General features: G+C 59.6%; 25 protein-coding genes. 12 read left to right on the top strand and 13 right to left on the bottom strand.

Going from position 1 to position 26,313, the window contains the following annotated elements:
* Positions 1–4: 4 nt before the first annotated feature.
* The 6 genes from WA845_RS11145 to WA845_RS11120 form a co-directional block, all read right to left on the bottom strand.
* Positions 5–883 carry an ABC transporter permease gene (locus tag WA845_RS11145; RefSeq protein WP_004445419.1) on the bottom strand — a complete coding sequence of 293 codons (879 nt, stop codon included), beginning with the start codon at positions 881–883 and terminating at the stop codon, positions 5–7.
* Positions 880–1,953, bottom strand: a complete 1,074-nt coding sequence (locus WA845_RS11140) for an ABC transporter ATP-binding protein (RefSeq protein ID WP_004445420.1) — start codon at positions 1,951–1,953, stop codon at positions 880–882. Before WA845_RS11140 ends, WA845_RS11145 begins: the two co-directional genes overlap by 4 nt.
* A 214-nt stretch (positions 1,954–2,167) precedes the next feature.
* Entirely contained in the window at positions 2,168–3,208 is a 1,041-nt protein-coding gene (locus WA845_RS11135) for an ABC transporter substrate-binding protein (protein ID WP_006698406.1), read from the bottom strand.
* A 62-nt stretch (positions 3,209–3,270) separates the two neighbouring features.
* Positions 3,271–3,936 (bottom strand): RraA family protein, encoded by a 666-nt coding sequence (locus tag WA845_RS11130; RefSeq protein WP_004445424.1) that lies wholly within the window; start codon positions 3,934–3,936, stop codon positions 3,271–3,273.
* Between the two features lie 15 nt (positions 3,937–3,951).
* Positions 3,952–4,734 carry a carbon-nitrogen hydrolase family protein gene (locus tag WA845_RS11125; RefSeq protein ID WP_337322373.1) on the bottom strand — a complete coding sequence of 261 codons (783 nt, stop codon included), beginning with the start codon at positions 4,732–4,734 and terminating at the stop codon, positions 3,952–3,954.
* Positions 4,735–4,881: 147 nt separating this feature from the next.
* The gene (locus WA845_RS11120) at positions 4,882–5,790 is read right to left on the bottom strand and encodes a LysR family transcriptional regulator (RefSeq protein ID WP_004445429.1); all 909 of its coding nucleotides are present in this window, start codon (positions 5,788–5,790) and stop codon (positions 4,882–4,884) included.
* Between the two features lie 314 nt (positions 5,791–6,104).
* On the opposite strand from WA845_RS11120, the gene WA845_RS11115 reads away from it, so the two are divergent.
* The 4 genes from WA845_RS11115 to WA845_RS11100 all read left to right on the top strand — a co-directional run bounded on the left by WA845_RS11115 (position 6,105) and on the right by WA845_RS11100 (position 8,760).
* Positions 6,105–7,604, top strand: a complete 1,500-nt coding sequence (locus tag WA845_RS11115; RefSeq protein WP_174151362.1) for a helix-turn-helix transcriptional regulator — start codon at positions 6,105–6,107, stop codon at positions 7,602–7,604.
* Between the two features lie 118 nt (positions 7,605–7,722).
* Positions 7,723–7,902 (top strand): CsbD family protein, encoded by a 180-nt coding sequence (locus WA845_RS11110; protein WP_004445431.1) that lies wholly within the window; start codon positions 7,723–7,725, stop codon positions 7,900–7,902.
* Positions 7,903–7,909: 7 nt separating this feature from the next.
* On the top strand, positions 7,910–8,257 hold the full coding sequence (locus tag WA845_RS11105) for a BON domain-containing protein (protein ID WP_006698410.1): 348 nt from the start codon (positions 7,910–7,912) through the stop codon (positions 8,255–8,257).
* Complete coding sequence (locus WA845_RS11100) at positions 8,254–8,760, top strand: DUF992 domain-containing protein (protein WP_037091350.1); 507 nt, start codon at positions 8,254–8,256, stop codon at positions 8,758–8,760. Before WA845_RS11105 ends, WA845_RS11100 begins: the two co-directional genes overlap by 4 nt.
* A gap of 64 nt (positions 8,761–8,824) precedes the next feature.
* Here the strand turns inward: WA845_RS11100 and WA845_RS11095 are convergent, their stop codons facing one another.
* Together WA845_RS11095 and WA845_RS11090 are read right to left on the bottom strand one after the other, a co-directional pair.
* On the bottom strand, positions 8,825–10,099 hold the full coding sequence (locus WA845_RS11095) for an NAD(P)/FAD-dependent oxidoreductase (RefSeq protein ID WP_035206929.1): 1,275 nt from the start codon (positions 10,097–10,099) through the stop codon (positions 8,825–8,827).
* A gap of 15 nt (positions 10,100–10,114) precedes the next feature.
* Positions 10,115–10,783, bottom strand: coding sequence for a haloacid dehalogenase type II (locus WA845_RS11090; RefSeq protein WP_035206927.1), 669 nt, complete (start codon positions 10,781–10,783; stop codon positions 10,115–10,117).
* 324 nt (positions 10,784–11,107) lie between these two features.
* Between WA845_RS11090 and WA845_RS11085 the strand changes: the two genes are divergently transcribed.
* The 7 genes from WA845_RS11085 (at position 11,108) to WA845_RS11055 (ending at position 19,559) form a co-directional block, all read left to right on the top strand.
* Positions 11,108–11,944, top strand: a complete 837-nt coding sequence (locus WA845_RS11085; protein WP_112553846.1) for a GNAT family N-acetyltransferase — start codon at positions 11,108–11,110, stop codon at positions 11,942–11,944.
* A gap of 15 nt (positions 11,945–11,959) precedes the next feature.
* Positions 11,960–13,333 (top strand): aminotransferase class III-fold pyridoxal phosphate-dependent enzyme, encoded by a 1,374-nt coding sequence (locus WA845_RS11080; RefSeq protein WP_112553713.1) that lies wholly within the window; start codon positions 11,960–11,962, stop codon positions 13,331–13,333.
* 259 nt (positions 13,334–13,592) lie between these two features.
* A complete protein-coding gene (locus tag WA845_RS11075; protein ID WP_006698416.1) occupies positions 13,593–14,306 on the top strand; it encodes an HAD-IA family hydrolase in 714 nt (237 codons plus the stop codon).
* Between the two features lie 92 nt (positions 14,307–14,398).
* Positions 14,399–16,009 carry an ABC transporter substrate-binding protein gene (locus WA845_RS11070; protein ID WP_035206922.1) on the top strand — a complete coding sequence of 537 codons (1,611 nt, stop codon included), beginning with the start codon at positions 14,399–14,401 and terminating at the stop codon, positions 16,007–16,009.
* A 93-nt stretch (positions 16,010–16,102) separates the two neighbouring features.
* Positions 16,103–17,053 (top strand): ABC transporter permease, encoded by a 951-nt coding sequence (locus WA845_RS11065; RefSeq protein ID WP_004445443.1) that lies wholly within the window; start codon positions 16,103–16,105, stop codon positions 17,051–17,053.
* A complete protein-coding gene (locus tag WA845_RS11060) occupies positions 17,053–17,907 on the top strand; it encodes an ABC transporter permease (protein WP_004445444.1) in 855 nt (284 codons plus the stop codon). Before WA845_RS11065 ends, WA845_RS11060 begins: the two co-directional genes overlap by 1 nt.
* Positions 17,904–19,559 (top strand): ABC transporter ATP-binding protein, encoded by a 1,656-nt coding sequence (locus WA845_RS11055; protein ID WP_022562875.1) that lies wholly within the window; start codon positions 17,904–17,906, stop codon positions 19,557–19,559. Before WA845_RS11060 ends, WA845_RS11055 begins: the two co-directional genes overlap by 4 nt.
* A 248-nt stretch (positions 19,560–19,807) precedes the next feature.
* Here the strand turns inward: WA845_RS11055 and WA845_RS11050 are convergent, their stop codons facing one another.
* On the bottom strand, positions 19,808–20,284 hold the full coding sequence (locus tag WA845_RS11050) for an Lrp/AsnC family transcriptional regulator (protein ID WP_004445447.1): 477 nt from the start codon (positions 20,282–20,284) through the stop codon (positions 19,808–19,810).
* Between the two features lie 229 nt (positions 20,285–20,513).
* On the opposite strand from WA845_RS11050, the gene WA845_RS11045 reads away from it, so the two are divergent.
* Positions 20,514–21,839, top strand: coding sequence for an FAD-dependent oxidoreductase (locus WA845_RS11045; protein WP_112553711.1), 1,326 nt, complete (start codon positions 20,514–20,516; stop codon positions 21,837–21,839).
* Between the two features lie 62 nt (positions 21,840–21,901).
* Here the strand turns inward: WA845_RS11045 and WA845_RS11040 are convergent, their stop codons facing one another.
* From WA845_RS11040 to WA845_RS11025, 4 genes are all read right to left on the bottom strand, one after another.
* Positions 21,902–22,837, bottom strand: a complete 936-nt coding sequence (locus tag WA845_RS11040) for an ABC transporter substrate-binding protein (protein ID WP_004445449.1) — start codon at positions 22,835–22,837, stop codon at positions 21,902–21,904.
* A 128-nt stretch (positions 22,838–22,965) separates the two neighbouring features.
* Positions 22,966–23,904, bottom strand: coding sequence for a transporter substrate-binding domain-containing protein (locus WA845_RS11035; protein WP_112553709.1), 939 nt, complete (start codon positions 23,902–23,904; stop codon positions 22,966–22,968).
* Positions 23,905–23,926: 22 nt separating this feature from the next.
* Positions 23,927–25,732 (bottom strand): amino acid ABC transporter permease/ATP-binding protein, encoded by a 1,806-nt coding sequence (locus WA845_RS11030; protein ID WP_077985899.1) that lies wholly within the window; start codon positions 25,730–25,732, stop codon positions 23,927–23,929.
* 13 nt (positions 25,733–25,745) lie between these two features.
* Positions 25,746–26,300, bottom strand: a complete 555-nt coding sequence (locus tag WA845_RS11025) for a GNAT family N-acetyltransferase (protein ID WP_112553706.1) — start codon at positions 26,298–26,300, stop codon at positions 25,746–25,748.
* Positions 26,301–26,313 lie beyond the last annotated feature (13 nt).

Below are 26,313 nucleotides of genomic sequence, written 5' to 3'. Positions count from 1 at the left end.
TCCCCTAAAGAATGGCCCGCAGAAGCCGGGAATAAAGCACCAGAGCTGCACCGAAGATCACGAGAATGATCATCGACAACGTCGCAGCGAGCGGCCAGTTGAGCGTCACGATGGCCTGATCGTAAATTTCCGTCGCGAGAAGGAAGACACGTCCGCCGCCAAGCAGCTTGGGGGTGATGAACGAACTGACGGCGAGGACGAAAGAGAGCAGGCAACCGAGCGCGACACCGGGCATGGTGAGCGGCACGATGATGCGCCAGAACACCTTCCAGGGCGATGCGCCGAGTGTTTCGGCCGCCTCCTCGACACGCGGATCGAGCCTGCCGAAACCGGCAAGCAGCGCCAGGATCATATAGGGCATCAGGATTTCGGTGAGACCGATGACAACGCCGACCTTGTTGAACAGCAGCCGCACACCGCTTTCCGCACCGAATGCGAAGAGGATATTGTTGATGAGGCCGTCATCGGCAAGGATCGCGATCCAGCCATAGGTACGCACCACGGCCGAGGTCAAAAGCGGCGAGATGACCAGTACCAGCAGCAGCGTCTTCCAGCGACCCTGCGCCCGGTGAAGATAGAGCGCGATGGGATAGGAAGCGATAAGCGTGAGGACGGTGATCAAGAGGCTGGTCAGAATGCTCTGGCCGATCAGTTCGATATAAAAACCGTCGGTCAGCGTCGATGTCCAGTTGTCGAGTGTGTGGGCTTCGCCAAGACCGCCGCCGCCGAGGCTTTCGCGGAAGGAAAGCAGGAGCAGGTTGAAGACCGGCATCACAAAGGCAAGGCCGTTGACCGCAATGATCGGCCCGAGAAGAAGCGTTGCGAGAAACACCATGGAGGATGTGCGGCTGCCGGGAGCCGTGATCATGACCGCCGCTGTCATTGGTTTGCTCCGAAGACCAGCGTGTCCTCCACGCGCCAGACGAGGCTGACTGCGCTGCCCGCCGCCACCGGCGTTTCGCCGCCTGATGTGGCACGCTCTACGGACAGCGTCTGGCCGCCCGCGGCGATCTCGTAATGGAGGATGTCACCGGCATAATAGACATCGCGGACTTCACCGGCGATACGATTGACCGGCGCTCCCTCGAAATCGGGCGCGACGTCACCGGCCACCGTCATGGCCATGCGATGCGGCCGGACCATAAGGTCGATCTTGCCATTGTGCGAACCGGGCGCCCGCAATACCGCATCACCGACCGTGATGTGATCGCCGACCGCGTTTCCGACCAGGCGGTTGGTGCGGCCGACGAAAGAGGCGACGAATGCCGTCGCCGGGCGCTCGTAGAGGTCATGCGGCGTGCCGAGCTGTTCCAGACGCCCGCCATTGAGGACGGCGACCTTGTCGCACATGCTGAGCGCCTCCACCTGATCATGGGTGACGAAGATTGAAGTGATGCCGAGCTGTTTCTGGATACGGCGGATTTCAGAGCGCATCTCGTCGCGCAGCTTGGCGTCGAGATTGGAAAGAGGCTCGTCGAACAGGAGAATGGAGGGCTGGATGACGAGAGCGCGTGCCAGTGCGACACGCTGCTGCTGGCCGCCGGAAAGCTGGGCCGGTCGGCGGTCCTCGCGCCCTTCCAGACGCACCATGGCGATTGCCTCACGGGCACGCCGTTCCGCTTCCGCAGCCGGCACCTTGCGCATTTCAAGACCGAACATGACATTCTTGAGAACCGTCATATGCGGGAACAGCGCATAGCTCTGAAAGACAAGGCCAATATCGCGCTTGTAGGGCGCAAGCCGGGTTACGTCCTTGCCATCGATCAGGATCGAGCCCGACGTCACCGGGGCAAGCCCGGCAATCATGCGCAGCGACGTCGACTTGCCGCAGCCGGACGGACCGAGAAAGGCGACCAGTTCGCCTTTGGGTATCTCGAGATTGAGATTATCCACGGCTACCATGGTTTCATAGCGCTTGGTCAGCGAACGAATTGAGAGAAATCCTGGCTGCATGATGTCTGAAGTTCCCATTCTGGCTTTTTGCCTTTCTCCAGAGCATGTCAGACACTTGGCGTCTTGAACATGTCCTGTCCCTTGCGCGCCGACCCACCTCGCCACCGATCCGAGCGTCGGTGGGAAAGATGAGCCGAGGGGTTTGGTATGCTGCTTCCGCAGCCGACAAGGGGTGCGGAAGTCTTGCCATTTCTCACGCCAGGCGCGAAAAGCCTCAGCGGCTGAGCGGAATGACCTTGCGACGCCAGTCCTGCGTGATCTGGTCACGAACCTTCGAGAGGCCGATCCAGTCAACCGGAATGACCTTGTCCATCGCCTTGACGACCGTGCGATCGCTGACATCGGCAGCCACCGTGGCCTTGGCATTGGTCGGCGCATAATACATGGCGGCGGTGAAGGCGGCCTGGGCTTCCGGGCTCAATGCATAATCGACGAACTTGCGGGCCGCCTCGGACGAAGGGCCTCCTTTGACGAGGTTGAGCGTATTGATCTGGAGGATCGTACCTTCCTTCGGAAGAACGACCTTCATCTTGCCCTTGGAACCATCGGCATTCACCTGGCTGCGGGCGTTCCAGCCCACGCCCAGCGATACCTGGCCATTGACGACATTCGGATAGACTTCCGGTTTCGGTTCCCAGGTCTGGACGTTCGGCGCGACTTCCGCCATCGCATTGATGCCGGCGTCGATATTCTTGATGAAGTCTTTGCCGCCATTCATGTGATCCATGATGATCGTCGTGCCGATACCGACGATGTCAGGGGCGCTCAGCATGGCGACCTTGCCCTTGAAGGCGCTGTCTTTCAGGGCATTCCAGCTGTCCGGGGCGGTCTTGACCGCATCGGTATTGTAGATGAGAACCAGGTTGTCGAAAGTCACGCCAACACCGGCCACACCTTCGAAGCGGGCGTTCGGATAAAGGTCGGCGACATTCTTCGTCACGCTTTCATCGATCGTGTCGAACAGGCCTTCATCCGTGCCGGTTTTGGCAACAGAGACATCCATCAGCGCGATATCGGATTGCGGTGCGGCTTTCTGGGCGCGCAGCGAGCCGAGCATGGCGGCAGAACCCTGCTGCGGGAAATATTCGACCTTGATGTCAGGGTTGGCGGCCATGAAAGGCTCGATGACGGCCTTCGTGTAACGCTCCTGGAAAAGGCCGCTATAGCCGAGGAACGTCACGGTCTGCTGGGCCTGCGCCGGCAGGGCAGCCGCACCGAGCATGAGAATCCCACTCAGAAGTATCGTTTTCTTCATTGTCCTGTTCTCCTCTATTGTTATTGGGAGTGGCGAACGGATCCGCCACCCGTAAGCCTGTGTCAGGCGCTGAGCTTGGCCTGGACGAATTTATTGGCGCCCGAAATATCCGGCAGCTTCTCGCCGTTGCGCAGGCGCTCCAGAAGCACGATCTCGGCTTCCTGCATGCCGATGGCGCGCTCCGCCATGGCGCGAGCCTGGCTCGGATGAAGGGCGACCACGCCGCTCTCATCGCACAGGATCGCATCACCCGGATTGATCACCTGGCCGCCAACGCTGATTGGAATATTGATCGCGCCTTCCAGACCGAGGATCTTCGTGGTGATCGGCGACGGGCCGCGGCACCACATGGGCATGTCCACCTTGGTGAACTCCGAAAAATCGGTCGCCGGACCATCGACGACACCGGCTTTGACACCGGCCATCTTCATGGTGTTGGTGATGACGCCGCCCCAGCAGGCGTGGCGGGTATCACCGCAACGGTCGATGAGAACGATATCGCCCGGACGCACGAGTTGCGTCAGGTAGTGCAGCATGGTCGAATCCGCATTCGGGATGCGAAGCGTGACGGCGGTGCCCGCCACGCGCTTGCCCGGAAGGACCGCCCGGATTTCAGGATCGACGAAACCGGAATGGAGCACATGGCCGATCGTCGCGACTTCGACCTTTTCAAGAAGTTCGATGACGTCGGGGCCGATCTGTTCCGGCATGGGGTTGACGATAAACATTGGGTCTTTCTCCGATCAGAGAACGTGGTGGTTCGCCACCGGCACGTTGGCGCGCACCTTGGCCGAATAGTCGAAGTCGAGAGCGGCGCCGGCTGTCCCGACAGTGTCGGAGCATTGCGCGACGATGTGACCCCACGGATCGATGACCATGGAATGTCCCCAGCAGGCTTTCTTTCCACCCGCATGGGTGCCGATCTGTCCCACGGCGAGGAAATAGGTCTGCGTCTCGACGGCGCGGGCGCGGGCCAGCACTTCCCAATGGTCCTTCCCCGTCATCAGCGTGAATGCAGCCGGCAGAACGATGACATCCGCGCCCTTGTCCCGCAGCGCACGGAACAGTTCCGGGAAGCGGATATCGTAGCAGATGCCGCAACCGACCGTCTTGTCGCCAACCTTATAGGTTACGACCTCTTCGCCGCGGGCGACGGAATCGGATTCGCGGTAGCTGATGCCGTTCGGCGTATCGACGTCGAACAGGTGAATCTTGCGATAACGGGCGATCTGCTTGCCATCAGGGCCGAAAACGAGGGTCGAATTATAGAAGCGGTTGCCTTCCTTCTCAACGATGGAGCCGGCATGGAGCGTTATGGCATGCTTCTTCGCGAGCCCCGAAAGCAGCGTATAGATTTCACCGCCGGGAAATTCCTCGCCGCTTTCATGCATCTCCTGAGGATTATCTCCAATAAATGCAAAGTATTCAGGAAGAACAACAAGGTCTGGATTGTCCGCCTTGACTGCCTTCTCAATCAAATCGGCAGCAACCTTCAGGTTCTCTGCCTTGTCATTCTGGGTATTCATTTGAACAAGTGAGACTTTCACGTTGCTCTCCTCTCATGTTGCGAGGAGAATTAAGAACGGGAACTGTTTTCGTGACAAACGGAAAAACTCTATCGAAACCCATAAGATAAGCTTATAGATTAATCATCTTGCAATGCAGCATAAAAATTAAGCTGCGGCGGTCATCCACTGAATCGTGGTTTCACTGACGATTTCCGTCGCCATGTCGGCGATCGCGCGGGCGAGCGCATTGTCGCCTCGCTCCTGGTAAACCGTGTGAAAGGTCAGGGGCGGCACCGATGGCGTGATGTCGAGAATACGCGCTTCGCCAGATTTGATGATGCCGTCCACCAAGACACGCGGCAGCGCACCGACGCCGACGGCCGTGGCCACGAGGCGTGTCATGATCGACAGCGAATTCGAATTATAAATCCGGCTGTCGGACAGGCCGTGCGAATCCAGAAGCGCCCGCAACGCCTGATGCGGCTGCGAGCCGGTGGAGAAGGTAAGCAACGGAAAATGCGCGATATCTTCAAGCGTCACGCCGGTTTCCGGCAGCGGCAGTTCGACCGCGCCCACCCAGCAGGATTCGAAGGTGCAAAGCGGTGAGTTATAGATGTCAGCAGCCATGATCGGCCCCATGATGAAGCCGACATCCACCTCGCCGTTCTGGATACGCTGTGAAAGTTTCAGGCTGGTATCGATTGTCAGATCCAGACTGACGCCGGGATATTGCTCGTTCATGCGGCGGATGAGAAGCGGCAGCCAGGCATACACGATCGTATCGGCAGCACCGATCCGCACAGTCCCCCTCAGCGCTTCCCGATTGCTGACGATTTGCCGGAATTCGCCGGTGAGGTTGACGATCTTTTCGGCATGTTGCAGCGCCAGACGACCGGCGGGCGTCAGGTTGACGCAGCGCACATCACGCGTGAACAGCACGACGCCAAGCTCCCGCTCCAGCGCGGCGATGCGGTTTGAAACAGATGCCTGGGTCGTATGCAAGCGTTCCGCGGCTGCCGAAAAGCTGCTCAATCGGGCAGCCCAGAGAAAGGTTTCGAGGAATCGGGTATTCATGGCTCAATCTTCTCGGATGGCTGCGCGATCCAGCTTCAAGTCTCTGGCGTCGTCTCGCCCTTGGCATCTGTGGTTCAAGAGGCAGTATGTCCGATGCGCGCGCCCATAAGCAAGTGATCACCGCCGCGTTTGCAGGGGGCGAAAATGAACCTTGAGGTGACGGGATGACGGACAGCCAACAAATCCGCACCATCCGATTCGGGCGCGCTTATCGCGGTCAAGCGGCGCGTTATCGTGTCGTCTATCCGTGCCTTGCAACACTTGGCGGAACTTGGCGTTATAAAGGCATAAAGTTTCTAGATGCCAGGGGCGACATGGACGACAGCGTGACCATTCCCAAGATCAACCGGCTCGTATTGCAAAATCTCGTAACCGGGCTGAGCGACGGGCTGATCCTTCTCGAAAACGACGGAACAATCGCCTGGGCCAACAGGGCGGCGCTTGTGATGCACCGCATAGAATCGGTATCCGAACTCGGCGACGATACCGAAAGCTACCGGCGGAATTTCACGCTTCGGTATCGCAATAATCACCTTCTAGAAGCAGGGCAGTATCCGCTTGAGCGGCTTCTTGCCGGCGAGACCTTTGAAGACGTCACGGTGGAAATATCGCCGAGTGACGATGAAACCGAATGCTGGGTGCACACCGTGCGTGGCCTTATCCTGGAAGATGCCGGCGCGAAACCGGATGTGCTGGTGCTGATCATTCGTGACGAGACGCCGCGCTACGAAGCGGAGGCACGTTTCGAGAGTGCTTTTAACGCAAATCCCGCACCTGGTCTCATCTGCAGGCTTGAAGACCAGCGCTTCATTCGTGTCAACCAGGGCTTTCTGGAAATGACCGGCTTCAGCCGGGAGGATATTATCGGCATCAGCGTCGAGGAACTCGGCCTGTTTTCCGAATGCGATACCGGCGAGGATGCGCTGAAACGCCTGCATGAAGGACGTGTCATACGCCAGCGTGAGGCGCTCATCCCCATTCCCGGCGGCGACCGGCTGGTGATCGTGGCGGGAGAAACCATCGCCGTTGCCGAAGAGCCGTGCATGCTTTTTACCTTCGCCGATCTCGACGGCCGCCGGAAAGCACAAAATGCACTTCGCCAGAGCGAGGAGCGCTTTTTCAAATCCTTCCGACTCTCGCCCGCACCGGCTGCGATTTCGAGGCTTGAAGACTTCGTGCTGACAGAAGTCAACGATGCATTTCTGATGCTGTGCGGACGCAAGGAAGCCGAGGTGGTGGGCAAGACGGCGAGCGAACTGAAATTGTGGGACGATGTGGCAGCACGGCGCGATGTCGAAAAGCGGCTGAAGGACAATATCCCGATCCGCAACGAGAACCTGCGCATGAACCTTGCCGATGGCAGCGCGGCCGAATGTATCGTTTCTGCAGAACGCGCCGAGATCAATGACCAGCTCTGTGTCATCTGGGCGATACAGGATGTGACAGAGCGACGCCGCTCCGAGAACGAACTGATCGAGGCGATCGAGAGCGTCATGGCCGATACATCATGGTTCAGTCGCACCGTGGTGGAACGGCTGGCAGGGCTCAGGCAGAATTCCCGCGGGGCGTCATCTTCCGCTTCGCTCAAGGATCTCACCGAGCGTGAAGAGCAGATATTGTCTCTGATCTGCGACGGATGCAGCGACAAGGAAATGAGCGACCGGTTGAACCTGTCCAGACATACCATCCGCAATCATATTGCGTCGCTATACGGCAAGATCGGCGTTAACCGCCGCACGGCGGCGGTCATCTGGGCTAGGGAGCGCGGTTTTGCCGGCCGCCGGGAAAAACAACATTCGCCACCCGCAAAATAGGTCAATTTGTACCAGTTGAACTAGTAGCTAATGCTCTGCAAGGAGCACTATTCCGGGGCTACCTTTCCATCATGCCGTTACCAACCGCGGCACGCTCAAACGATGGAAGGAGTTCGTCATGGACAATAACCGTATCGAAGGTATCGCCCGTCAGGCAAAGGGCACGATCAAGGAAGCAGCCGGCAAGATCACCGGCAATGACAAGCTTCAGGCTGAAGGCAAGGCCGAAAAACTGGCCGGCCAGGCGCAGGAAAAGCTGGGCCAGACGAAGGATACCGTCAAAAAAGCATTCAAGTGAACCGTCAATGTTCAAGGCAGGAGGTTTCACCATGATGCTTGCGTGCGAAGCAAACCCGGCGGCAAGCTGCCTTCCGCAGGAGGTCAGCCTCTGCGCCGCCCTGCAGGCCGTAATCGCCTATGCTGACGGACAGGAGAAAAGCTCAATCTCCGTCACGTCGGTCGAGGGCCGTATTGTGCTCTCGGGCGAGGTTGAAACGCTCTCTGCCTTCGAACGTGCGGTGATCATCGCGGAATGTTTCGCATCGCGGCCGATCATTGCGGATCTCGCGATCCGGCAGCCGCCCTATCCCTATCTGGATGCCTCTTCCCCACGCATCCGCCTCGTGAATGATAACAGGAGTGACAGACAATGAAAAAACTCGTTCTCGCAACTGCAATTGCAACGCTGGCCATTGCCCCACTCGCTTCCGCCGAGACGAAGCACAACGGCAAGCGCGCTACGGAAACCGCGCAGAAGGAGCGTGTCGGCACGCTGTCGTGTGAAATCGCCGGCGGCGTCGGCCTCGTCGTCGGATCCAGCAAGGCGGTGAACTGCGAATTCCGCCAGCGCTCAGGAAAGACTGAGCGCTACACGGGAAAGATCGGCAAGCTCGGTCTCGACATCGGCGTGACCGGCAAGACCTATATGAGCTGGATCGTGCTGAACACGGCGGCAAGCCGTGTGGGTGACGGCGCGCTGAGCGGTGATTATGTCGGCGCTTCCGCAGGAGCGTCGGTCGGGGTCGGTGTCGGCGCCAATGCGCTGATCGGCGGCAATGCCAAAAACTTTGCCCTGCAGCCGATCAGCGCCGAAGTGGGAACCGGCGTGAATGTTGCAGCGGGTGTATCCCACCTTCAACTGAAGCGCGCGGGTTGACCGTTCATCCGGGGCATTCAAGGAGTGGCCGCGCCTGGCTGGCGCGGCCACAAATTGCGGCCGGCTACTGTATCTTGTCCAGCATCTTGTAATATAAACCCACGAGCGGCAGGAACCAGGGCTTGCCGAAATGACCTGGCACCGCCGGCCACTCAAGCCCCTTTAGCGGGTTGTTGTCCGGCCGCCCCAGAATGGCATCCGCCACCACCATGCCGAGATGTGTGGAAAGCTGCGCCCCGTGACCGGAATAGCCCATGGCATACCAGACGCCATCGTGATAGCCGGCCCGCGGATAGCGGTCCTTGGTCATGTCCACCAGTCCGCCCCAGCAATAGTCTATCGGCACATGCGAAAGCTGGGGAAAAATGCGATGGAGGCTTTCCGTCAGGATCGCTCCGCTCTTGGCGTCAGAACGCTGGTCCGACGTGGCGGAGAAGCGTGCACGGCCGCCAAAGATCAGCCGGTTATCCGGAGCCAGCCGGAAGTAGTTGCCGATGTTCATGGAATTGACATAGGTTCGATTACCCGGAACCGACGCCTTCACTTCTGCATCCGTCAGCGGCCGCGTGGCGATGATGAAACTGCCGACGGCGATAATGCGCCGGCGAAAATAACCGAAACCGGAGGGCGTGTAAGCGCCCGTCGCAACGAAAACATTGTCCGCGGTCACCTTGCCGCGCGCGGTTTCAAGTTCGTGAAGCCCGCCGTTCTGAATGTGTTTCGTCACCGACGCATTTTCGAAGATCACCGCGCCATGACGGCTGGCAGCTTCGGCGAGCCCTGCCACATAACGGCCCATATGCATCATGGCGCTCTTCTTCGAGAGCATGGCGCCATGAAAGGGCGAACCTATTTCCGTCGTAAGATCGGCGGCGGACAGAAGCGCCGTATCGGGATCGACCTCGGCGTGTACAGCTTCGAAATTCCTCGCCAGCCCTTCGAAATGCTGCGGCTTCGAGGCCATTTTCAGTTTGCCCGCCCGGCGGAAATTACAGTCGATACCTTCCTCGGCGATCAGGCTCTCCAGCGTGTCGATTGACGCGTCCAGTGCTTTGTACAGCGCAATGGCTCGTTCCTTGCCAAGCTCCGCCTTGGCGGAAAGATAGGAATGGGCAAGGCCGTTATTGAGGTGCCCGCCATTGCGGCCGGAAGCACCCCAGCCGACCCGCTGCCCTTCCAGAACAACGACGCGCGCGCCCGCTTTCGCGAGCTGGCGCGCGGCACCAAGACCGGTAAAGCCGCCGCCGATGACGGCCACATCATAGTGACCCTCTACAGGACCTTCCGCCGCCCCCGCGAAAGAGGGGGCAGTATCGTGCCAGTAGGAGACGAGCTTCATGGCCTGGTCCTTTCCTTACAGTCCGACAACACCCGCGAGACCGGAAATATCGGCGATCTCGACATAACCATAATAAGGGTTTGCCGGTTCGTGCCCGCGATTGACCCAGACCTTGTTCTTGATGCCGAGATCATGGGCCGACATCAGGTCGTAACGGAATGAGGACGAGACGTGGAGAATGTCTTCCGGACCACAGCCGAGCATGTCGAACAAATATTCGAAAGCCTTGAAATGCGGTTTGTAGGCCTGCGCCTGCTCGGCCGTATAGACGGCATGGAACGGCGCACCGAGCTTTGCGACATTCGACATGATCTGCGAATCCATGGCGTTGGACAGGATGACGAGCGGAATTTCGTTTGCGACCTTCGCCAGACCAGCGGGGACATCCGCGTGCGGACCCCAGGTCGGAACGCGCTCATAGGTCATGATGGCATCGTCGTCCTTGAAGGATACGCCGTTGCGCTTGCATGTCCGTGACAGCGCGTTGTGAACGACTTCAGCGTAGGGCTTCCAGTCATGCATGACCTCGTCCAGACGATAAGCGGAGAAATTCTTGATGAATTCCTGCATCTGCGCTTCATCCAGGCGGTCGCCGTAAAGATCGCGGGCTGCCTCGGCCATCTGAAAGTTAATCAACGTACCGTAGCAATCGAAAGTGATGTATTTCGGGCGGAAGATGGTCATGTCGTCGTCATCCTTGATTGGGGATCGAGTGTGGCCGGAATAATGAGATCATAGAAAGCCTTTGTCCCGTCGGCGCACCGCAATTGCCCGTCGCGAAAGCAGATTGTTGCGTATGTAGCTGCCAGTTTGGCAGAGAGTTGCGCGCGGAGAAACCCGGATCCCCTCGCCCGGCCCGGTTTGCCGCCAGGCGCGCACGACAGGCGGCATAAGATGCGGCAACGGATAAAAGCAACAGCGAAACATATCGAACCTTCCCATTTGTCGGGACAATCTTCTTCAAACCTCAGTCTATCAATGAACCAGCAGAGCAAACGGAGTTTCGGCATGCACGCCAGCCCCATCGACATCCAGTCCTTTCAACCTGACCATCTTGACGCCGCCGTCGAACTCTCGCGCCAGGCCGGTTGGCCGCATCGCAAGGAAGACTGGGCGCTTGTCCTTTCAATCAGCAATGGCTTCGTCGCGCTCGAAAACGGCCGTGTCGTCGGAACCGCAATGGCGACGTTGCTGGGAGATGGCTGCGCCACCGTCAATATGGTGATCGTGGATGAGGCAATGCGCGGGCGCGGTCTTGGCCGCCGTCTGATGGATGCGGCGATCGGCGCCACCGAAAAGCGCGAATGCCGCCTGGTCGCCACGGCCGATGGCCTTCCCCTCTATGAAAAAATGGGCTTCGTCGCCTCGGGGGAAGTGCTCCAGCATCAGGGTGTTCCTGTTCCTGGCGAAAAGCCGGCGGGTGTCGCCTGGCTCGAGACCGTCGTTCCAGGGGAGCTTGCGGTGCTCGATGCGCAGGCGTTCGGCGCGGACCGCACCCCGCTCTTTGCAGCGCTTGTCGCGAGAGCGCGTTTTGCCGAAGTCCGGCAGGAGAGCGTCCTCAAGGGCTTTGCAGCCCTGCGCGCCTTCGGGCGCGGTGAGGTCATAGGCCCGGTCGTGGCAGAAAATGCTGAAACTGCAAAGGCCCTCATCGCTTTCGTCATTGCCGAGCGCCCCGGCATGTTCCTGCGGGTGGACACCACCGCCGATACGGGTCTCGCCCCATGGCTCGTCGAAAATGGTCTTGCCCATGTCGGCGGCGGCATCGCCATGCGCCGACCGAAGACCGACATCGCCCCCGGCAGAAAATTCAGAACATTTGCATTGACCAGCCAGGCACTCGGCTGAATCCGGAGAGAGACCATGTTAAGCAATTCCCTGATCGAACTGGACCGCGCCCATCTGGTGCACCCCGTCTCCTCCTTCCGCGGCCATGAGAAGCTGGGCGTGCGGGTGCTGAAATCGGCAAGCGGCGCCACCGTCACCGACATCACCGGCCACCAGCTCATCGATGGCTTTGCCGGTCTGTGGTGCGTGAATGCCGGTTATGGTCATGACAGCATCGTTGAGGCCGCGGCCAGACAGATGCGGGAATTGCCCTATGCCACAGCCTATTTCGACATTGGCAGCGAGCCGGCCATCCGGCTTGCGTCGGAACTCGCCGACCGAGCGCCCGGCGACCTGAACCATGTCTATTTCACGCTTGGCGGCTCCGATGCCGTGGACAGCACCATCCGTTTCATCCGCTATTACTGGCACGCCAGGGGTGAGCCGCAGCGTGACCAGTTCATCTCCATCGAACAGGGTTATCACGGCTCCACCACCGCCGGTTCGGGCCTCACCGCCCTGCCCGCGTTCCATGCTGGTTTCGGCGTGCCTTACGACTGGCAGCACAAAATCCCGTCGCACTACGCCTATCGCAACCCGGCCGGAAACGATCCCGCCGCCATCATCGCCTCCTCCCTGCAAATTCTGAAGGACAAGATCGAGACGATCGGTCCGGAGCGCGTCGCCGCCTTTTATGCGGAGCCCATTCAGGGTTCCGGCGGGGTGCTCGTGCCGCCGCCCGGCTGGATCAAGGCCATGCGGGACCTCTGCAAGTCATACGGCATCCTTTTCGTCGCCGACGAAGTCATCACCGGCTTCGGGCGTACCGGCCCGCTTTTTGCCTGCGCCGACGAAGATATCGTGCCCGACTTCATCACCGCGGCGAAGGGCCTCACGTCCGGCTACGTGCCGATGGGCGCGGTATTCATGGCTGATCATGTCTACGACACGATTGCCGATTTCGCAGGCGAAGCGGCGGTCGGCCATGGCTATACCTATTCCGCTCATCCGGTCAGCGCAGCCGTGGGTCTGGAAGTGCTGAAGCTTTACGAAGGCGGGCTGCTGGAGAATGGCCGCCGCGCCGGCGCGCGCCTCATGGCGGGGCTGGAAGGGCTGAGAAGCCATCCGCTGGTCGGCGATGTGCGCGGCCGCGGTATGCTTGCCGCCGTCGAGCTTGTGACCGACAAGGAGAAGAAAACCCCGCTTCCGGCAGCGGCCATACCGGCCCGCAGGGTTTTTGATCGCGCCTGGGAGAACGGCCTCATCGTACGCGCCTTCGCGAACGGCATCCTCGGCTACGCGCCGCCGCTCTGCTGTACGGATGGCGAGATCGATGCGATAATCGAACGGACGCTTAAAACCCTCGATCAGACGTTAGAGGACCCGGCCGTGCGGGCGGCAATGGCCTGAAGCGGCGACCGGCTCTTTCCCGGCACCTTCGCGAAATGTCGCCACACAGCGCATATTCGCAATATTCTGCCGAAGAGCCGATCCATTTCGGAGAATCCGATGCGCCGGAACTGCCAAACTATCCCTAAGAAAAAGCACAAAACGCCACTAAAACAGGCGTTTTCAAAAATGGGAACGGGACAAGGATTCCGTCCGGGAACGAAATAAAATGCCGCAACCCTCCCCTAAAAAGGACGTGGCGGCAGAGCGGAGACCGACATTGCCCAAAAAACTGAGCGACTTCAAATATATGAGCTTCGACGTGGTGGGAACCCTCATCGATTTCGAACGGGGTCTGACATCGACGCTGGCCGCAATCGGTGCGGAAAACGGTGTTGAGGTCGATGGTGAAAAGGCGCTCGCGCTTTACCGTGCGGCCCGCTACTCCGACGCGACCGACCTTTTTCCCGATGATCTCGTGCGCGTCTACCTCATCATTGCCCCTGAGCTCGGCCTGCCGGTGGAGCGCGCCTATGGTGAGCGTCTGCGCGACGCGGCGAAGAACTGGAAAGGCTTTTCCGACAGCCGCGCCGCGATGGCCGAACTTTCAAAGACCCACCGCCTGATCGCCATGACCAACGCCCGACGCTGGGCCTTCGACTATTTCTCGAAGGAACTCGGCAACCCCTTCCACGCCGCTTTCACCGCGGATGACACCGGCACTGAAAAGCCCGACCCTGCCTTCTTCGAGAAGGTCTTCTCCTTCGTGGAAAGCGAAGGAGCGTCGAAGGACGACATTCTGCACGTGGCGCAGAGCCAGTACCACGATATCGGCATTTCCCGAAAACTCGGCATGACCAATTGCTGGATAGAGCGTCGCCATGCCCAGAAGGGATATGGCGGCACGATCGAGCCGGAAAACTTCACCGAACCGGATTATCACTTCACGTCCATGGCCGGCCTTGCCGAAGCCGCCAGACAAACGGGCGGCTGAGCGCCCCTGCTGTCGGCGTGGCGCACACCGGTGCCCAGCCGCAGATAATTTCTACAGACGCATTTCAAGAAATCATACAAAAGGGGAAGACCATGAGTGACAGGATTTCAAACTGGACCCGCTCCGACGATGCTGCCGTTGAACAGGCGATACGCCGCGGCGCCACACGGCGCGAACTGCTTCACATGATGCTGGCGGGCGGCGTGGCCCTTTCCGCCGGCTCGGCAATCCTCGGCCGCGCCTCGCAGGCCGTGGCGGCTACCCCGGTTTCCGGCGGCACGCTGAAGGCGGCGGGCTGGTCGGCCTCCACTGCCGATACGCTGGATCCGGCCAAAGCCTCGCTCTCGACGGATTATGTCCGCTGCTGCGCGCTCTACAACCGCCTGAGCTTTCTCGACATTTCCGGCACGCCGCAGATGGAGCTGGCCGAATCGATCGAATCCAAGGACGCCAAGACCTGGACCGTGAAACTCCGCTCAGGAGTGACCTTCCACGACGGCAAGGCGCTGACCGCCGACGACGTGGTCTATTCGCTGAAGCGCCATCTCGATCCAGCCGTCGGCTCCAAGGTTGCCAAGATCGCGGCACAGATGACCGACTTCAAGGCCGTCGACAAGAGCACCGTCGAGATTACGCTGGCCAGCGCCAATGCCGACCTGCCGACGATCCTTGCCATGCACCACTTCATGATCGTGGCGGACGGCACCACCGATTTCTCCAAGGGCAATGGCACCGGTGCCTTCAAGCTCGAAAAATTCGAGCCGGGGGTACGCTCGATCATGGCGAAGAATACCAATTACTGGAAATCCGGTGGACCGCACGTCGACAGCTTCGAGTTCTTCGCGATCTCGGACGATAATGCCCGTGTCAACGCGCTTCTCTCCGGTGATATCCAGCTCGCCGCCGCCATCAACCCGCGCGCCCTCCGTCTGCTCGACAAGCAGGAGGGCGTTGTCCTGTCGAAGGGAACGTCCGGCAACTACACCAATCTCAACATCCGTCTTGATCAGGCCCCCGGTAACAAGGCCGATTTCATTGCCGGCATGAAGTCGATCGTCAATCGCGAGCAGATCGTCAAGGCGGCCCTGCGCGGACTTGGGGAAGTGGGGAACGACCAGCCGGTGCCGCCCATGAGCCCCTATCACAATCCGGATCTGAAGCCGAAAGCCTTCGATCCCGAGAAGGCGAAGTTCCACTTCGAAAAAGCCGGCGTCATTGGCCAGTCCATCCCGGTCATTACCTCCGACGCGGCGAACTCGGCCATCGACATGGCGATGATCATCCAGGCTTCGGCTGCGGAAATCGGCGTCAAGCTGGACGTGCAGCGCGTTCCCGCCGACGGCTACTGGAGCAATTACTGGCTGAAGGCCCCGATCCATTTCGGCAACATCAACCCGCGTCCGACGCCCGACATCCTGTTCTCGCTGCTTTATGCATCGGACGCGCCGTGGAACGAAAGCCAGTACAAGTCGGAAAAATTCGACAAGTTGATGCTGGAGGCGCGCGGCCTGCTCGACATGGAGAAGCGCAAGCAGATCTACTTCGAGATGCAGACGATGATCGCCGACGAAGCAGGCACCATCATTCCCGCCTATCTCACCAATGTGGACGCAATCTCCTCCAAGCTGAAGGGGCTGGAAGCCAATCCACTCGGCGGCATGATGGGTTACGCCTTCGCGGAATACGTCTGGCTCGAAGCCTGATAAACCATGGTGCCGGGCGTGAAACAGCGCCCGGCAAGCTTTCCCCAAGATGCGGGAAGCCTCCACCATCAGGCAGGTTGCAGGAGCATGTGAATGAACAGCCGGATATTATCCCTTGTCGCCAGGCGGCTGGTCGTCATGCTGACGACGCTGCTTATCGTCTCATTTATCGTCTTTTCAGCCACCAGCCTGTTACCCGGCGACACCGCGACGATCCTCCTCGGCCAGGCGGCGACGCCTGAAGCCGTTGCCGGCCTGCGTACCGCCATGCATCTCGACGATCCCGCCCTGCTGCGTTTCATCCGTTGGCTTTTCGGCCTGGTGCAGGGTGATCTCGGCACGTCCTATGCCAATAACATGGCGATTGCCGATCTCATCGGCCCGCGTTTCATCAACTCCATGAAGCTGGCCGGCATCACGACCATCATCGCCGTGCCGCTGGCGCTGACGCTCGGTATCAGTTCCGCAATGCTGCGCGGAACGCTTTATGACCGGGCCGTCACCGTGCTGACCATCGGCGTCATTTCGGTACCGGAATTCATGATCGCGACGCTCGCGGTGCTGCTTTTTGCCGTTTACCTGAAATGGCTGCCGGCGCTATCGCTCGTCAGCGAAGTGCATACGCTTTTCGATGTGCTGCGTGTTTACGCCATGCCCGTCATCACCCTGACCTTCGTTGTCTCCGCCCAAATGATCCGCATGAGCCGCGCCGCCGTTATCGAGACACTCGACACGCCGTATGTCGAAATGGCGCTGCTGAAAGGTGCGCCGCGCATGCGCATCGTGCTGCGCCACGCGCTGCCAAACGCGCTCGGCCCCATTGTCAACGCGGTGGCGCTCTCGCTCTCCTATCTTGTCGGCGGTGTTATCATAGTCGAGACGATCTTCAATTATCCCGGCATCGCCAAGCTGATGGTCGATGGCGTCGCCACCCGCGACCTGCCGCTGATCCAGACCTGCGCAATGATCTTCTGCGTCGGTTATCTCCTCCTCATCACGACGGCAGACATCATCGCCATCATGTCCAATCCGAGGCTGCGCTGATGGCCGATCATGTCAAAACAACTTCGGGGACCTCGCGTTTGGGTTACAAGATCAACGCAGTCGGCGTTTTCGGCTTTCTCGTCATCTTTCTCTGGGCCATGGTTGCGATCTTCGCGCCATATCTCATTCCGCATCCGGTCGGTGAAATCGTCGATTTCGATTATTTCGGGCCGATGACATCGGAGCTCTGGCTTGGTTCGGACTATCTCGGTCGTGACGTGCTTTCCCGTATTCTCATGGGCGCACGTTTCACGGTCGGCATTTCGCTGGCAGCGGTCGCCATCGCCTGCACCTGCGGCGTTGTGCTCGGCATGTGCGCCGCCGTCATCGGCGGCTGGTTCGACGCCGCGCTCAGCCGGTTTCTCGATGCGGTGAATTCCATTCCAAGCAAGCTTTTCGGCCTCGTGGTCGTCGCCGCTGTCGGTTCGTCCATTCCGGTATTGATCGTCACGCTCTCGGTCATCTACACGCCCGGCGCCTATCGTTTTGCGCGCGCGCTTGCAGTCAATGTCAACACAATGGATTTCGTCACAGTGGCGCGTGTTCGCGGTGAGAGCCTCTTTTATCTCATCGGCTCCGAAATTCTGCCGAACATCATCCGGCCCGTGCTTGCCGATCTCGGCGTACGGTTCGTGTTTATCGTCCTGCTTCTTTCTGGCCTTTCCTTCCTTGGCCTCGGCCTGCAGCCACCCAATGCCGACTGGGGTGCGCTGGTGCGCGAAAACATTGGCGGCCTGCCTTTCGCGGCCCCCGCGGTCATTTTTCCGTCACTGGCCATTGCAAGCCTGACGATCAGCGTGAACCTGCTGATCGACAATCTGCCGCAGAAAATTCGCGACAGGAGCGAAGCATGAACAATCTCGTTGAAATCCGCGGATTGAAGGTCGAGGCAACCACCGATTCAGGCCGTCGCATCGATATCATCAAGGGCGTCGACATCGATATCGCCGATGGCGAAATCGTCGCACTGATCGGCGAAAGCGGCTCCGGCAAGACCACCATCGCACTGACGCTGATGGGTTATGCCCGCCCCGGTTGCCGCATTTCCGGCGGCAGCGTCAAGGTGGCGGGTCAGGATATGGTGCAGCTTTCCGAAACAGAGCGCGAAAGGGTCCGCGGTACACAAGTCACCTATGTCCCGCAAAGCGCTGCCGCCGCCTTCAACCCGGCACAGAAGATCATCGATCAGGTCATCGAAGTCACCCGCATCCATCACCTGATGCCGCCGCAGGAAGCCCGTGCACGCGCGGTTGAGCTCTTCAAGGCGCTCTCATTGCCCAACCCGGAAACCATCGGTGACCGTTATCCGCATCAGGTCTCCGGCGGTCAGCTTCAGCGCCTCTCCGCGGCCATGGCGCTGATCGGCAATCCAAAGCTGGTGATCTTCGATGAACCGACCACCGCACTCGACGTGACGACCCAGATCGAGGTCCTGCGCGCCTTCAAATCGGCAATGCGTAAGGGCGGCATCGGAGGTGTCTATGTGTCACACGATCTCGCCGTCGTTGCCCAGATCGCCGACCGGATCGTCGTGCTGAAAGGCGGCGAGGTACAGGAAACCGGCACCACCAGGGATATTCTCGAAAATGCGCAGCATCCCTACACAAAGGAATTGCTGACGGCATTTCATGACAAGGTCCGCGCGGTCGCCCCGCCAACGCAGGAGCGGGCAGCACCGTTGCTGGATATTGAAAATCTGATCGCTGGATATGGCACCAAGGGCGACGACAGGATGCCGCTCGTGCGCGCCGTGGATTCCGTCAGCCTTTCGGTCTATCCCGGTCGCAATCTCGGTATCATCGGCGAATCCGGCTGCGGAAAATCGACACTGGCACGCGCCATTGCCGGCATTCTTCCGGCGGCAGGGGGCCATGTCATTTTCGAAGGCAAGGAGCTGGATGCCGATGCCCGCCATCGGACAAGCGACCAGCTGCGCCGCATGCAGATCGTTTTCCAATATGCCGATACCGCGCTCAACCCTTCGAAACCGATCGAGGATATTCTCGGCCGGCCGTTGACCTTTTATCACGGCATGAAGGGCAAGGCCCGGGATGCGCGGGTCGATCAGCTTCTCGACATGGTGAAGCTGCCGCGCTCGGTGCGCCACCGTCATCCCTCAGGCCTGTCAGGCGGGCAGAAGCAGCGCGTTAATTTCGCCCGGGCGCTGGCCGCCGAACCATCACTCATCATCTGCGACGAAATCACCTCGGCGCTGGACACCGTGGTTGCCGCCGCCATCATCGATCTTCTAGGCGAATTGCAGCGGGAGCTGAACCTCTCTTACATCTTCATCAGCCACGATCTCTCGGTGGTGGAGACCATCTGCGACGAAATCGTGGTGATGTACGCCGGCAAGAAGGTGGAGCATCTGGAGACGGAAGCCATCAAATCGCCGACGCATCCCTATTCAAAGCTGCTCTTCTCCTCGGTACCCAAACTCGACCCGACATGGCTCGACAATCTTCAGCAGGATGCGGAGCTGGTGCGGGCGTTTTCCAAGCGGTGAGCCGCTGAAAAACAGTGAGGCGTTGCAAAAACCTGGGTGATTACCAAAGAGGATTGAGACGCTGTCCTCCGTCATGCCGAACTTGATCCGGCATCCAGCCACGGCGCGTCTGCCCCGTGAAAAGAGTCTTTTGCGATCAAGGACTTGATCGTGCTGGACCCCGGATCAAGTCCGGGGTGACGGAGTGTAAGTGCAACCCCCTGTCAAACCCATCGGTTCTGCGGACGTCAGATGCACTCCCGCTCACTTCAAAGCGGAAACAGGCTGGTCAGCGGCATATGCGATTTGATAATCGGCGATTTCAGCACCACGAAGCTGAAATATTTGTCGATGCCCACGTCCATATCGGTCAGCCTTTCCATGATCGACTGATATTCGACAATGCCCGACGTGACGAATTTCAGGAGGTAGTCGTAACCGCCGGAAACGAGATGGCATTCCACCACCTGGTCGATTTTTTCGACGACCCCGAGGAAGCGGGCGAAATCGATCTGGCGATGATTCTTGAGTGTGATCTCGGTGAAGACCGTCAGCGTCTGGCCGAGTTTGTTGATGTTGATCTGCGCCGAATACCCCTCGATATAACCTTCCGACTGGAGCTTCTTCACCCGCATCAGGCAGGGGCTTGGCGAAAGATTGACAAGTTCCGCCAGCTCGACATTGGTGATGCGACCGTTTTTCTGAAGTTCATAGAGAATCTTGATATCGATCCGGTCAAGTTTCATCACGTGCGGAACCCCTTTTGTTTTTTCAGACACGCGGCATAAAATTCTGGCGCGGCAATTGAAATCTTACCACATGGACGCGCGCTGTCGACGCAACGATGTTTTTTTCATTCAGCAGAAAGAGTTGCAGAGAGGTCTGCGAACAGCAGGAAATTCCGGCAGAGAGCCCAGTCTGGCAACGTTTGCGCGCCAGCCAAGGTAAATTAGGACGACTATAAGGAGCCAGACCATGCCCGCCCCGCTGCAACAGATAACGACATCGCCGGACCTGCCGAAAGCGGCTGACGCCGTCATCATCGGCGGCGGCATCGTCGGCGTATTCGCTGCTTATTACCTCGCGCAGCGCGGCCTAAAAGTCGCCCTTGTCGAAAAAGGTCTTATCGGCGCCGAGCAATCCAGCCGGAACTGGGGCTGGTGCCGGCAGCAGAACCGCGACGCAAGGGAATTGCCGATTTCGACGCAGAGCCTTACGCTCTGGGAACGATTTGCGGCCGAAAGCGGCGAGAACACCGGCTTTCGCCGCTGCGGGCTGCTTTACCTGAGCGACAACGAGGCCGAGCTTGCTGGATGGGCGCGCTGGCGCGACTTTGCCCTTACTGGCGGCGTGACGACCCATATGTTGAGCGCAGATGAAGCAAGCGAGCGTGGGCATGCGACCGGAAAACGCTGGAGGGGGGGCGTTTTTTCACCGACCGACGGGACAGCCGATCCTTCCATGGCGGCCCCCGCCGTAGCGCGTGCCATCATGAAGCTGGGCGGCACGGTGCATCAGAACTGCGCCGCGCGGGGCCTTGAGACGGAAAATGGTCGCGTCAGCGCCGTCGTTACCGAAAAAGGAACCATCCGCACGAAAACGGCGATCATGTCTGGCGGCGCCTGGGCCTCTTCATTCTGCCGCCAGCTGGGCATCCGTTTTCCGCAGGCTTCGGTTCGGTCCTCTATTCTCGCCGTTACGCCCGGCGCGGAAGGTCTGCCGGATGCGCTGCACACTGCCGCCGTCTCGGTAACGAAGCGGAATAATGGGGGCTATACGCTCGCCATCAGCGGGCTTGGACGCATTGACCCGACGGCGCAGCAGGCGCGGTTTGCGCGTGAGTTCGTGCCGATGTTCCTCAAGCGCTGGCGCAGTCTCAGGCCGGGCGGCCTGGAAGGCGTTCGCGGCGGCCATGAGTCACTGAAAAACTGGCAGCTCGATGCGCCGACCCCCATGGAACGGGTTCGCATTCTGGATCCGAAACCGAATGCGGCAGCGATCCGCGAAACCCATGAAAGAGCTTTGCAGCTCCTGCCTGCTCTACGCAAAACGCAGGTTTCGACCACATGGGCCGGCTTTATCGACAGCACGCCGGATGGCGTACCCGCCATTGGTGAAACCAGCGAATTGCCCGGCTTCATCCTCGCCGCGGGCTTCAGCGGCCATGGTTTCGGCATAGGTCCGGGAGCGGGCCACCTCATTGCCGATATCGTCACTGGCGCCAGCCCGAGCGTCGATCCCGCGCCTTATCATCCCAGCCGTTTTAACAGCTCGGCCTGGGGCAAGGTCGCGGATTTCTGACGGACAAATACCCGCGGGGCTGACCCAGCGGGTATTGCAGTCCGCCGCATCTCATCTGCAGGTCAGCTTTTCGGCAGTCCCGGAGGATTGGTCCGCGATTCCGGCAGCGCCTCTTCGGAAAGTTGCCAGCGGTCGAGAATTTTTGCATAGGCACCACTCTTGATCAGATCGTTGGTGGCGAGTGTCAATGCATCGGCCAGTCCCGAACCCTTGCGGGTGGTGATTGCAACGTCGGAACGTTCCGGCCATCCGGCGGAAAGGGTCCCGACACGCTTGATTGTCTTGTCTCGCGCTGCGATGAAAACCAGCTGGGCATGCGGCTGAACGATTACATCCGCCCGCCCTGCCGAAAGGGCTACAAGCCGCGTTGCTTCATCGTCGTAATATTGCAGCTCGATCGGCTTCAAACCGGCGGCAACGTTCTCGTCGCTCCATTTCAGCAGGATACGCTCCTGATTGGTGCCGGCGCCGACGATGATACGCAGCCCCGCCGCATCCTTCGGCTCCCTGATAGCGCTTATGCCACTGTCGGACTTGACGAAGAAGCCGTGGAGACCCTGCCGGTAGGTGGAGAAGTCGAACTTTTCCTTGCGCTGCTCCGTGACACCTACATTCGAGATCACCGCATCGTATTTGCCCGACGCGAGCCCCAGCGGCCAGTCCGCCCAGGCGACCGCCACCAGTTCCAGCTCAAGCCCGAGACTGTCGGCAACGGCGAGCGCATAATCGGGATCGGCCCCTACGACAGTCTTCGCGTCGGTTGCGTAAGTGGCCAGCGGCGGGCCGCCCGGTGAAACGGCCACGGTGAATTTGCCTGGTGAGACGAACCGGAAATCCTTCGGGATGGCGGCAATGGCGCCGGCATCCTTCTCGACCCTGACACGCCCAGGCTGATCCGGCGACAGATCGAAGACATCATCTGCGAAAGCAGACGCGAAGCCGGCAAAGGAAAGAAAGGCGCCGAGCGTGACGGACGTCAGGCGAAAGGTGAAAGTCATTGGTGTTTCCCGATATTGATCGCGGGACGGAGGTAGCGCGGGCGGGAGGAGGCCCGCGCTACCGGCTGAGTGATGTCCCACCTTCAACTCAGCTTTTTCGGCAACTTGGCTGTCAGCGATATGCCTTCTCAGCTCTTGGGCAGACCGGGCGGGTTTGTGCGGGATTCGGTGATGGCCTCCGAGCCCAGATTCCAGCGGGCGAGAACCTTGCCGTAGTTGCCGTTCTTGATCTGGGCATTCAGTGCGGCAGTGATGGCTTCGGCAATACCGGCGTCCTTTTTCGAAGCGACGGCGATTTCCGCCGCTTCGGGCCAGCCGCCGGAGAAGGTGCCGATGAGCTTCGTCTTCTTCTGACTTGCCGCCTGGAAGGCAGAGGTGGCATTGGGGCCAAGATAGGCATCCGCGCGGCCGGATTGCAGAGCGACATCAAGCACCGCCTGGTCGTCGTAATATTGTACCTCGGTGTCGGCCAGACCCTTGGCTTTGTTGTCCTTGATCCACTTCAAGAGTATCTGCTCCTGATTGGTGGCCGCGCCGACAATCACCTTCAGCCCGGCAACATCCTCGGGCTTGCCGATTGACGTGACCTTGCTGTTGTTGCCCACGTAAAAGCCCAGCAGGTCATTGCGATAGCTGGAGAAATCGAACTTTTCCTTGCGGGCCTCCGTCACCGTTATATTAGACGTCACGGCGTCATATTTGCCTGATGTGAGACCGAGCGGCCAGTCAGCCCAGGCGATGGGGACAAGCTGAAGTTCAAGTCCAAGGCTGTCGGCGACGAGCTGGGCAATATCCGGCTCCACGCCGATCGGCGTCTTCGTGTCGCTCGCATAATCCACCAGCGGCAACCGGAAAGGTACGGTCGCAACCGTCAGCTTTCCATCGGCAACGAACTTGTGGCCGGCAGGCAGAAGCTTGATCGCCTCCTCCACCTTTTCTGCGCGAACGCGACCCTTCTGCTCCGGCGACAGGTCAACCTCCTGCGCATGCGCTGCCGGGATGAGCGCGGCAGTGGCCGTGAAAAGACCACCGGCGAGCAGGGATAATAATTTCGATGAAAAAGCCATGTGAGTGTTTCCTTGTTGTTGATTAGAGAACTTTGGCGAGGAATTCGGCTGTGCGCGGATGCTCGGGATTATTGAACACCTTGTCAGGCGTGCCCGTTTCGAGAATTCGCCCCTGCTCCATGAAGATCACCCTGTCGGAAACTTCACGGGCAAAACCGATCTCGTGCGTGACGATGATGAGGGTGACGCCGGACCGGGACAGTTCCTTGATGACGTCAAGCACCTCGTTGACGAGTTCGGGATCAAGCGCCGAGGTCGGCTCATCGAACAACAGCACCTTTGGCCGCAGGGCAAGCGCCCGCGCAATCGCCACGCGCTGCTGCTGGCCGCCCGAAAGCTGACGCGGATAGGCTCCGGACTTTTCGGCAAGACCGACGCGAGCCAGAAGATCCCTTGCCTCCGCCTCGGCCTGCTCCTTCTTGATGCCGCGAACCACGACCGGCGCTTCGGCTATATTTTCCAGTGCGGTAAGATGGGGGAAGAGGTTGAAGCTCTGAAAAACCATACCCACTTCAACGCGTCGCTTGAGGATCTCCCGCTCCTTCAGCTCGTAGAGCGTGTCGCCTTGCTGGCGATATCCGACCAGTTCCCCGTCGATGGCAATGAAGCCATCATCCACGCGTTCCAGGTGATTGATGGAGCGCAGCAGGGTAGACTTGCCGGACCCGGACTGGCCGAGAATGGTGGTGACACTGCCCGCCGGAATGGAAACGGTGACATCATCAAGGACTTTCAGCGAGCCGAAAGACTTCGAAACACCGTGAATATTGACCGAACCACCGCGATTTCCGAGTTGGAAACTACCGGTCCTGACGGCGGCCGGCCGTTCGGCTCTAGCGTCCGCAGGCGCTGGTGCCTCCACCGCTTCAGGCAAGGGCCGGCGCGGCCGGATTGTGCGGTAGAGCGTTGCAAATAGTGAGGGCGGAGGGTTGCGCAGCGCGCCACGCGAAAAGTGCCGCTCAATGTGATGCTGGACGATGGAAAGCGCGGTCAGGATCACCAGATACCAGACGGTGGCAACCATCAGCAGCGGGATCACTTCCAGATTGCGGCGATAGATGATCTGGATCGTATAGAATAGCTCGGGCAGCGCGAGGATATAGACCTGCGACGTTCCCTTTGCGAGGAGAATGATCTCGTTGAAACCATTGGGCAGAATGGTTCTCATCGCCTGCGGTAGCACGATGCGCGAAAACTGCCGGCGGCGCGGCAGGCCAAGCGAGGCCGCCGCCTCGAGCTGACCTTGTTCGACTGATAGGATGCCGCCGCGCACGATCTCCGATGAGAAAGCCGCAGCATGTAGCGTCAGTCCGAGCACCGCAGCCGCAAAGGGCGTCATGAGCTGCGTCGTGTTCCAGCTGAAGAAGTTGATACCGGTATAGGGAACGCCGATCGTGACGGTCTCGTAGAGATAACCGAGATTATTGAGGATCAGCAGCAGCACAATCAGCGGAATGGAACGGAATATCCAGATATAGGTCCAGGAGATCGCGACAAGCAGGGGAGACCCCGAAACGCGGGCAAGGGCGAGAACGGTGCCGAGCACGAAACCCAGAAAAGCCCCAAGCGCCGTCAGCAGCAGCGTCCGGCCTAGCCCCACAAGCACCGGTTCGGCGAAAAACCATTCCGCAAATACATTCCAGCCCCAGCGTGGGTTACCGAAGACGGAATGCAGGACGGCCGCGATGATGAGAACCGCAAGAACGGTGCCCGCCGTACGCAGTGGATAGCGGGCAGGAACGACGCGGAAATGCGCGTAACCGTCCCTGACCGGCTCGCCCTTGTGTTCACTCACCGAGACATTCGGAAAATCGGAAGCTATCGTCATCGGAAAAGGCCTTTCACGGATGAACTGGAGAGAGTTGCGGCCGCGCGGCCGAAAGCGATGCGCCATCCCTGATGGGCGCAGAAGCTTCAGACAGCCATTTTTCAAAAGGCAGGGACTTGATCGTCTCGGGATCGGCCGCGGTGTCGAACAGGGCGCGGTAGCCGTTGGTCAGATAAAGACCGACCGCTTCTGGCTGACGGAAGCCGGTGGTCAGATAAACGCGGGCGTAGCCCTGACGGATCGCCTGCAGCTCCAGTTCACGCAGCACAAGTTTCGCGAGCCCCTGCCTGCGATGGGCGGAGTGTGTCCAGACGCGCTTGAATTCTGCCGTCTCGTCGTCGTAGCGCATGAAAGCCCCACCGGCGATCGCCTTGCCGTCACGCAGGAGCAGCAGGAAGTTGCCAGATGGCGGGCTGAAGGCCTCAGGCGGATATTTGCTGAGCTCCGCCTTGGCCCCTTCCGCATTGAAAAATGTGCCGTAGCGGCTGTCATATTCGAACAGCAACTCCTCAAGAAGCGGCGTCGCGAGCGGATCCTTGACCGATGTGTAGAAAAAACTGTCGCTCATGTCCTTGTCCCAA

Origin of the sequence: Agrobacterium sp. CMT1 (assembly GCF_037203725.1) — a bacterium.
In the GTDB taxonomy this organism is placed as follows: domain Bacteria; phylum Pseudomonadota; class Alphaproteobacteria; order Rhizobiales; family Rhizobiaceae; genus Agrobacterium; species Agrobacterium pusense.
Note: the sequence above shows the minus strand (reverse complement) of the source record. Positions and strands in the feature narration are given on the sequence as shown.

Excerpts from the sequence above, each read along its gene's own strand:
- WA845_RS11030 (WP_077985899.1), bottom strand. The coding sequence starts at position 25,732 with ATGACGATAGCTTCCGATTTTCCGAATGTCTCGGTGAGTGAACACAAG.
- WA845_RS11105 (WP_006698410.1), top strand. The coding sequence starts at position 7,910 with ATGTTCAAGGCAGGAGGTTTCACCATGATGCTTGCGTGCGAAGCAAAC.
- WA845_RS11080 (WP_112553713.1), top strand. The coding sequence starts at position 11,960 with ATGTTAAGCAATTCCCTGATCGAACTGGACCGCGCCCATCTGGTGCAC.
- WA845_RS11120 (WP_004445429.1), bottom strand. The coding sequence starts at position 5,790 with ATGAATACCCGATTCCTCGAAACCTTTCTCTGGGCTGCCCGATTGAGC.
- WA845_RS11110 (WP_004445431.1), top strand. The coding sequence starts at position 7,723 with ATGGACAATAACCGTATCGAAGGTATCGCCCGTCAGGCAAAGGGCACG.
- WA845_RS11040 (WP_004445449.1), bottom strand. The coding sequence starts at position 22,837 with ATGACTTTCACCTTTCGCCTGACGTCCGTCACGCTCGGCGCCTTTCTT.
- WA845_RS11100 (WP_037091350.1), top strand. The coding sequence starts at position 8,254 with ATGAAAAAACTCGTTCTCGCAACTGCAATTGCAACGCTGGCCATTGCC.
- WA845_RS11055 (WP_022562875.1), top strand. The coding sequence starts at position 17,904 with ATGAACAATCTCGTTGAAATCCGCGGATTGAAGGTCGAGGCAACCACC.
- WA845_RS11025 (WP_112553706.1), bottom strand. The coding sequence starts at position 26,300 with ATGAGCGACAGTTTTTTCTACACATCGGTCAAGGATCCGCTCGCGACG.
- WA845_RS11085 (WP_112553846.1), top strand. The coding sequence starts at position 11,108 with ATGCACGCCAGCCCCATCGACATCCAGTCCTTTCAACCTGACCATCTT.
- WA845_RS11065 (WP_004445443.1), top strand. The coding sequence starts at position 16,103 with ATGAACAGCCGGATATTATCCCTTGTCGCCAGGCGGCTGGTCGTCATG.
- WA845_RS11140 (WP_004445420.1), bottom strand. The coding sequence starts at position 1,953 with ATGCAGCCAGGATTTCTCTCAATTCGTTCGCTGACCAAGCGCTATGAA.
- WA845_RS11070 (WP_035206922.1), top strand. The coding sequence starts at position 14,399 with ATGAGTGACAGGATTTCAAACTGGACCCGCTCCGACGATGCTGCCGTT.
- WA845_RS11130 (WP_004445424.1), bottom strand. The coding sequence starts at position 3,936 with ATGTTTATCGTCAACCCCATGCCGGAACAGATCGGCCCCGACGTCATC.
- WA845_RS11115 (WP_174151362.1), top strand. The coding sequence starts at position 6,105 with ATGGACGACAGCGTGACCATTCCCAAGATCAACCGGCTCGTATTGCAA.
- WA845_RS11045 (WP_112553711.1), top strand. The coding sequence starts at position 20,514 with ATGCCCGCCCCGCTGCAACAGATAACGACATCGCCGGACCTGCCGAAA.
- WA845_RS11145 (WP_004445419.1), bottom strand. The coding sequence starts at position 883 with ATGACAGCGGCGGTCATGATCACGGCTCCCGGCAGCCGCACATCCTCC.
- WA845_RS11125 (WP_337322373.1), bottom strand. The coding sequence starts at position 4,734 with ATGAATACCCAGAATGACAAGGCAGAGAACCTGAAGGTTGCTGCCGAT.
- WA845_RS11095 (WP_035206929.1), bottom strand. The coding sequence starts at position 10,099 with ATGAAGCTCGTCTCCTACTGGCACGATACTGCCCCCTCTTTCGCGGGG.
- WA845_RS11050 (WP_004445447.1), bottom strand. The coding sequence starts at position 20,284 with ATGAAACTTGACCGGATCGATATCAAGATTCTCTATGAACTTCAGAAA.
- WA845_RS11135 (WP_006698406.1), bottom strand. The coding sequence starts at position 3,208 with ATGAAGAAAACGATACTTCTGAGTGGGATTCTCATGCTCGGTGCGGCT.
- WA845_RS11060 (WP_004445444.1), top strand. The coding sequence starts at position 17,053 with ATGGCCGATCATGTCAAAACAACTTCGGGGACCTCGCGTTTGGGTTAC.
- WA845_RS11090 (WP_035206927.1), bottom strand. The coding sequence starts at position 10,783 with ATGACCATCTTCCGCCCGAAATACATCACTTTCGATTGCTACGGTACG.
- WA845_RS11035 (WP_112553709.1), bottom strand. The coding sequence starts at position 23,904 with ATGGCTTTTTCATCGAAATTATTATCCCTGCTCGCCGGTGGTCTTTTC.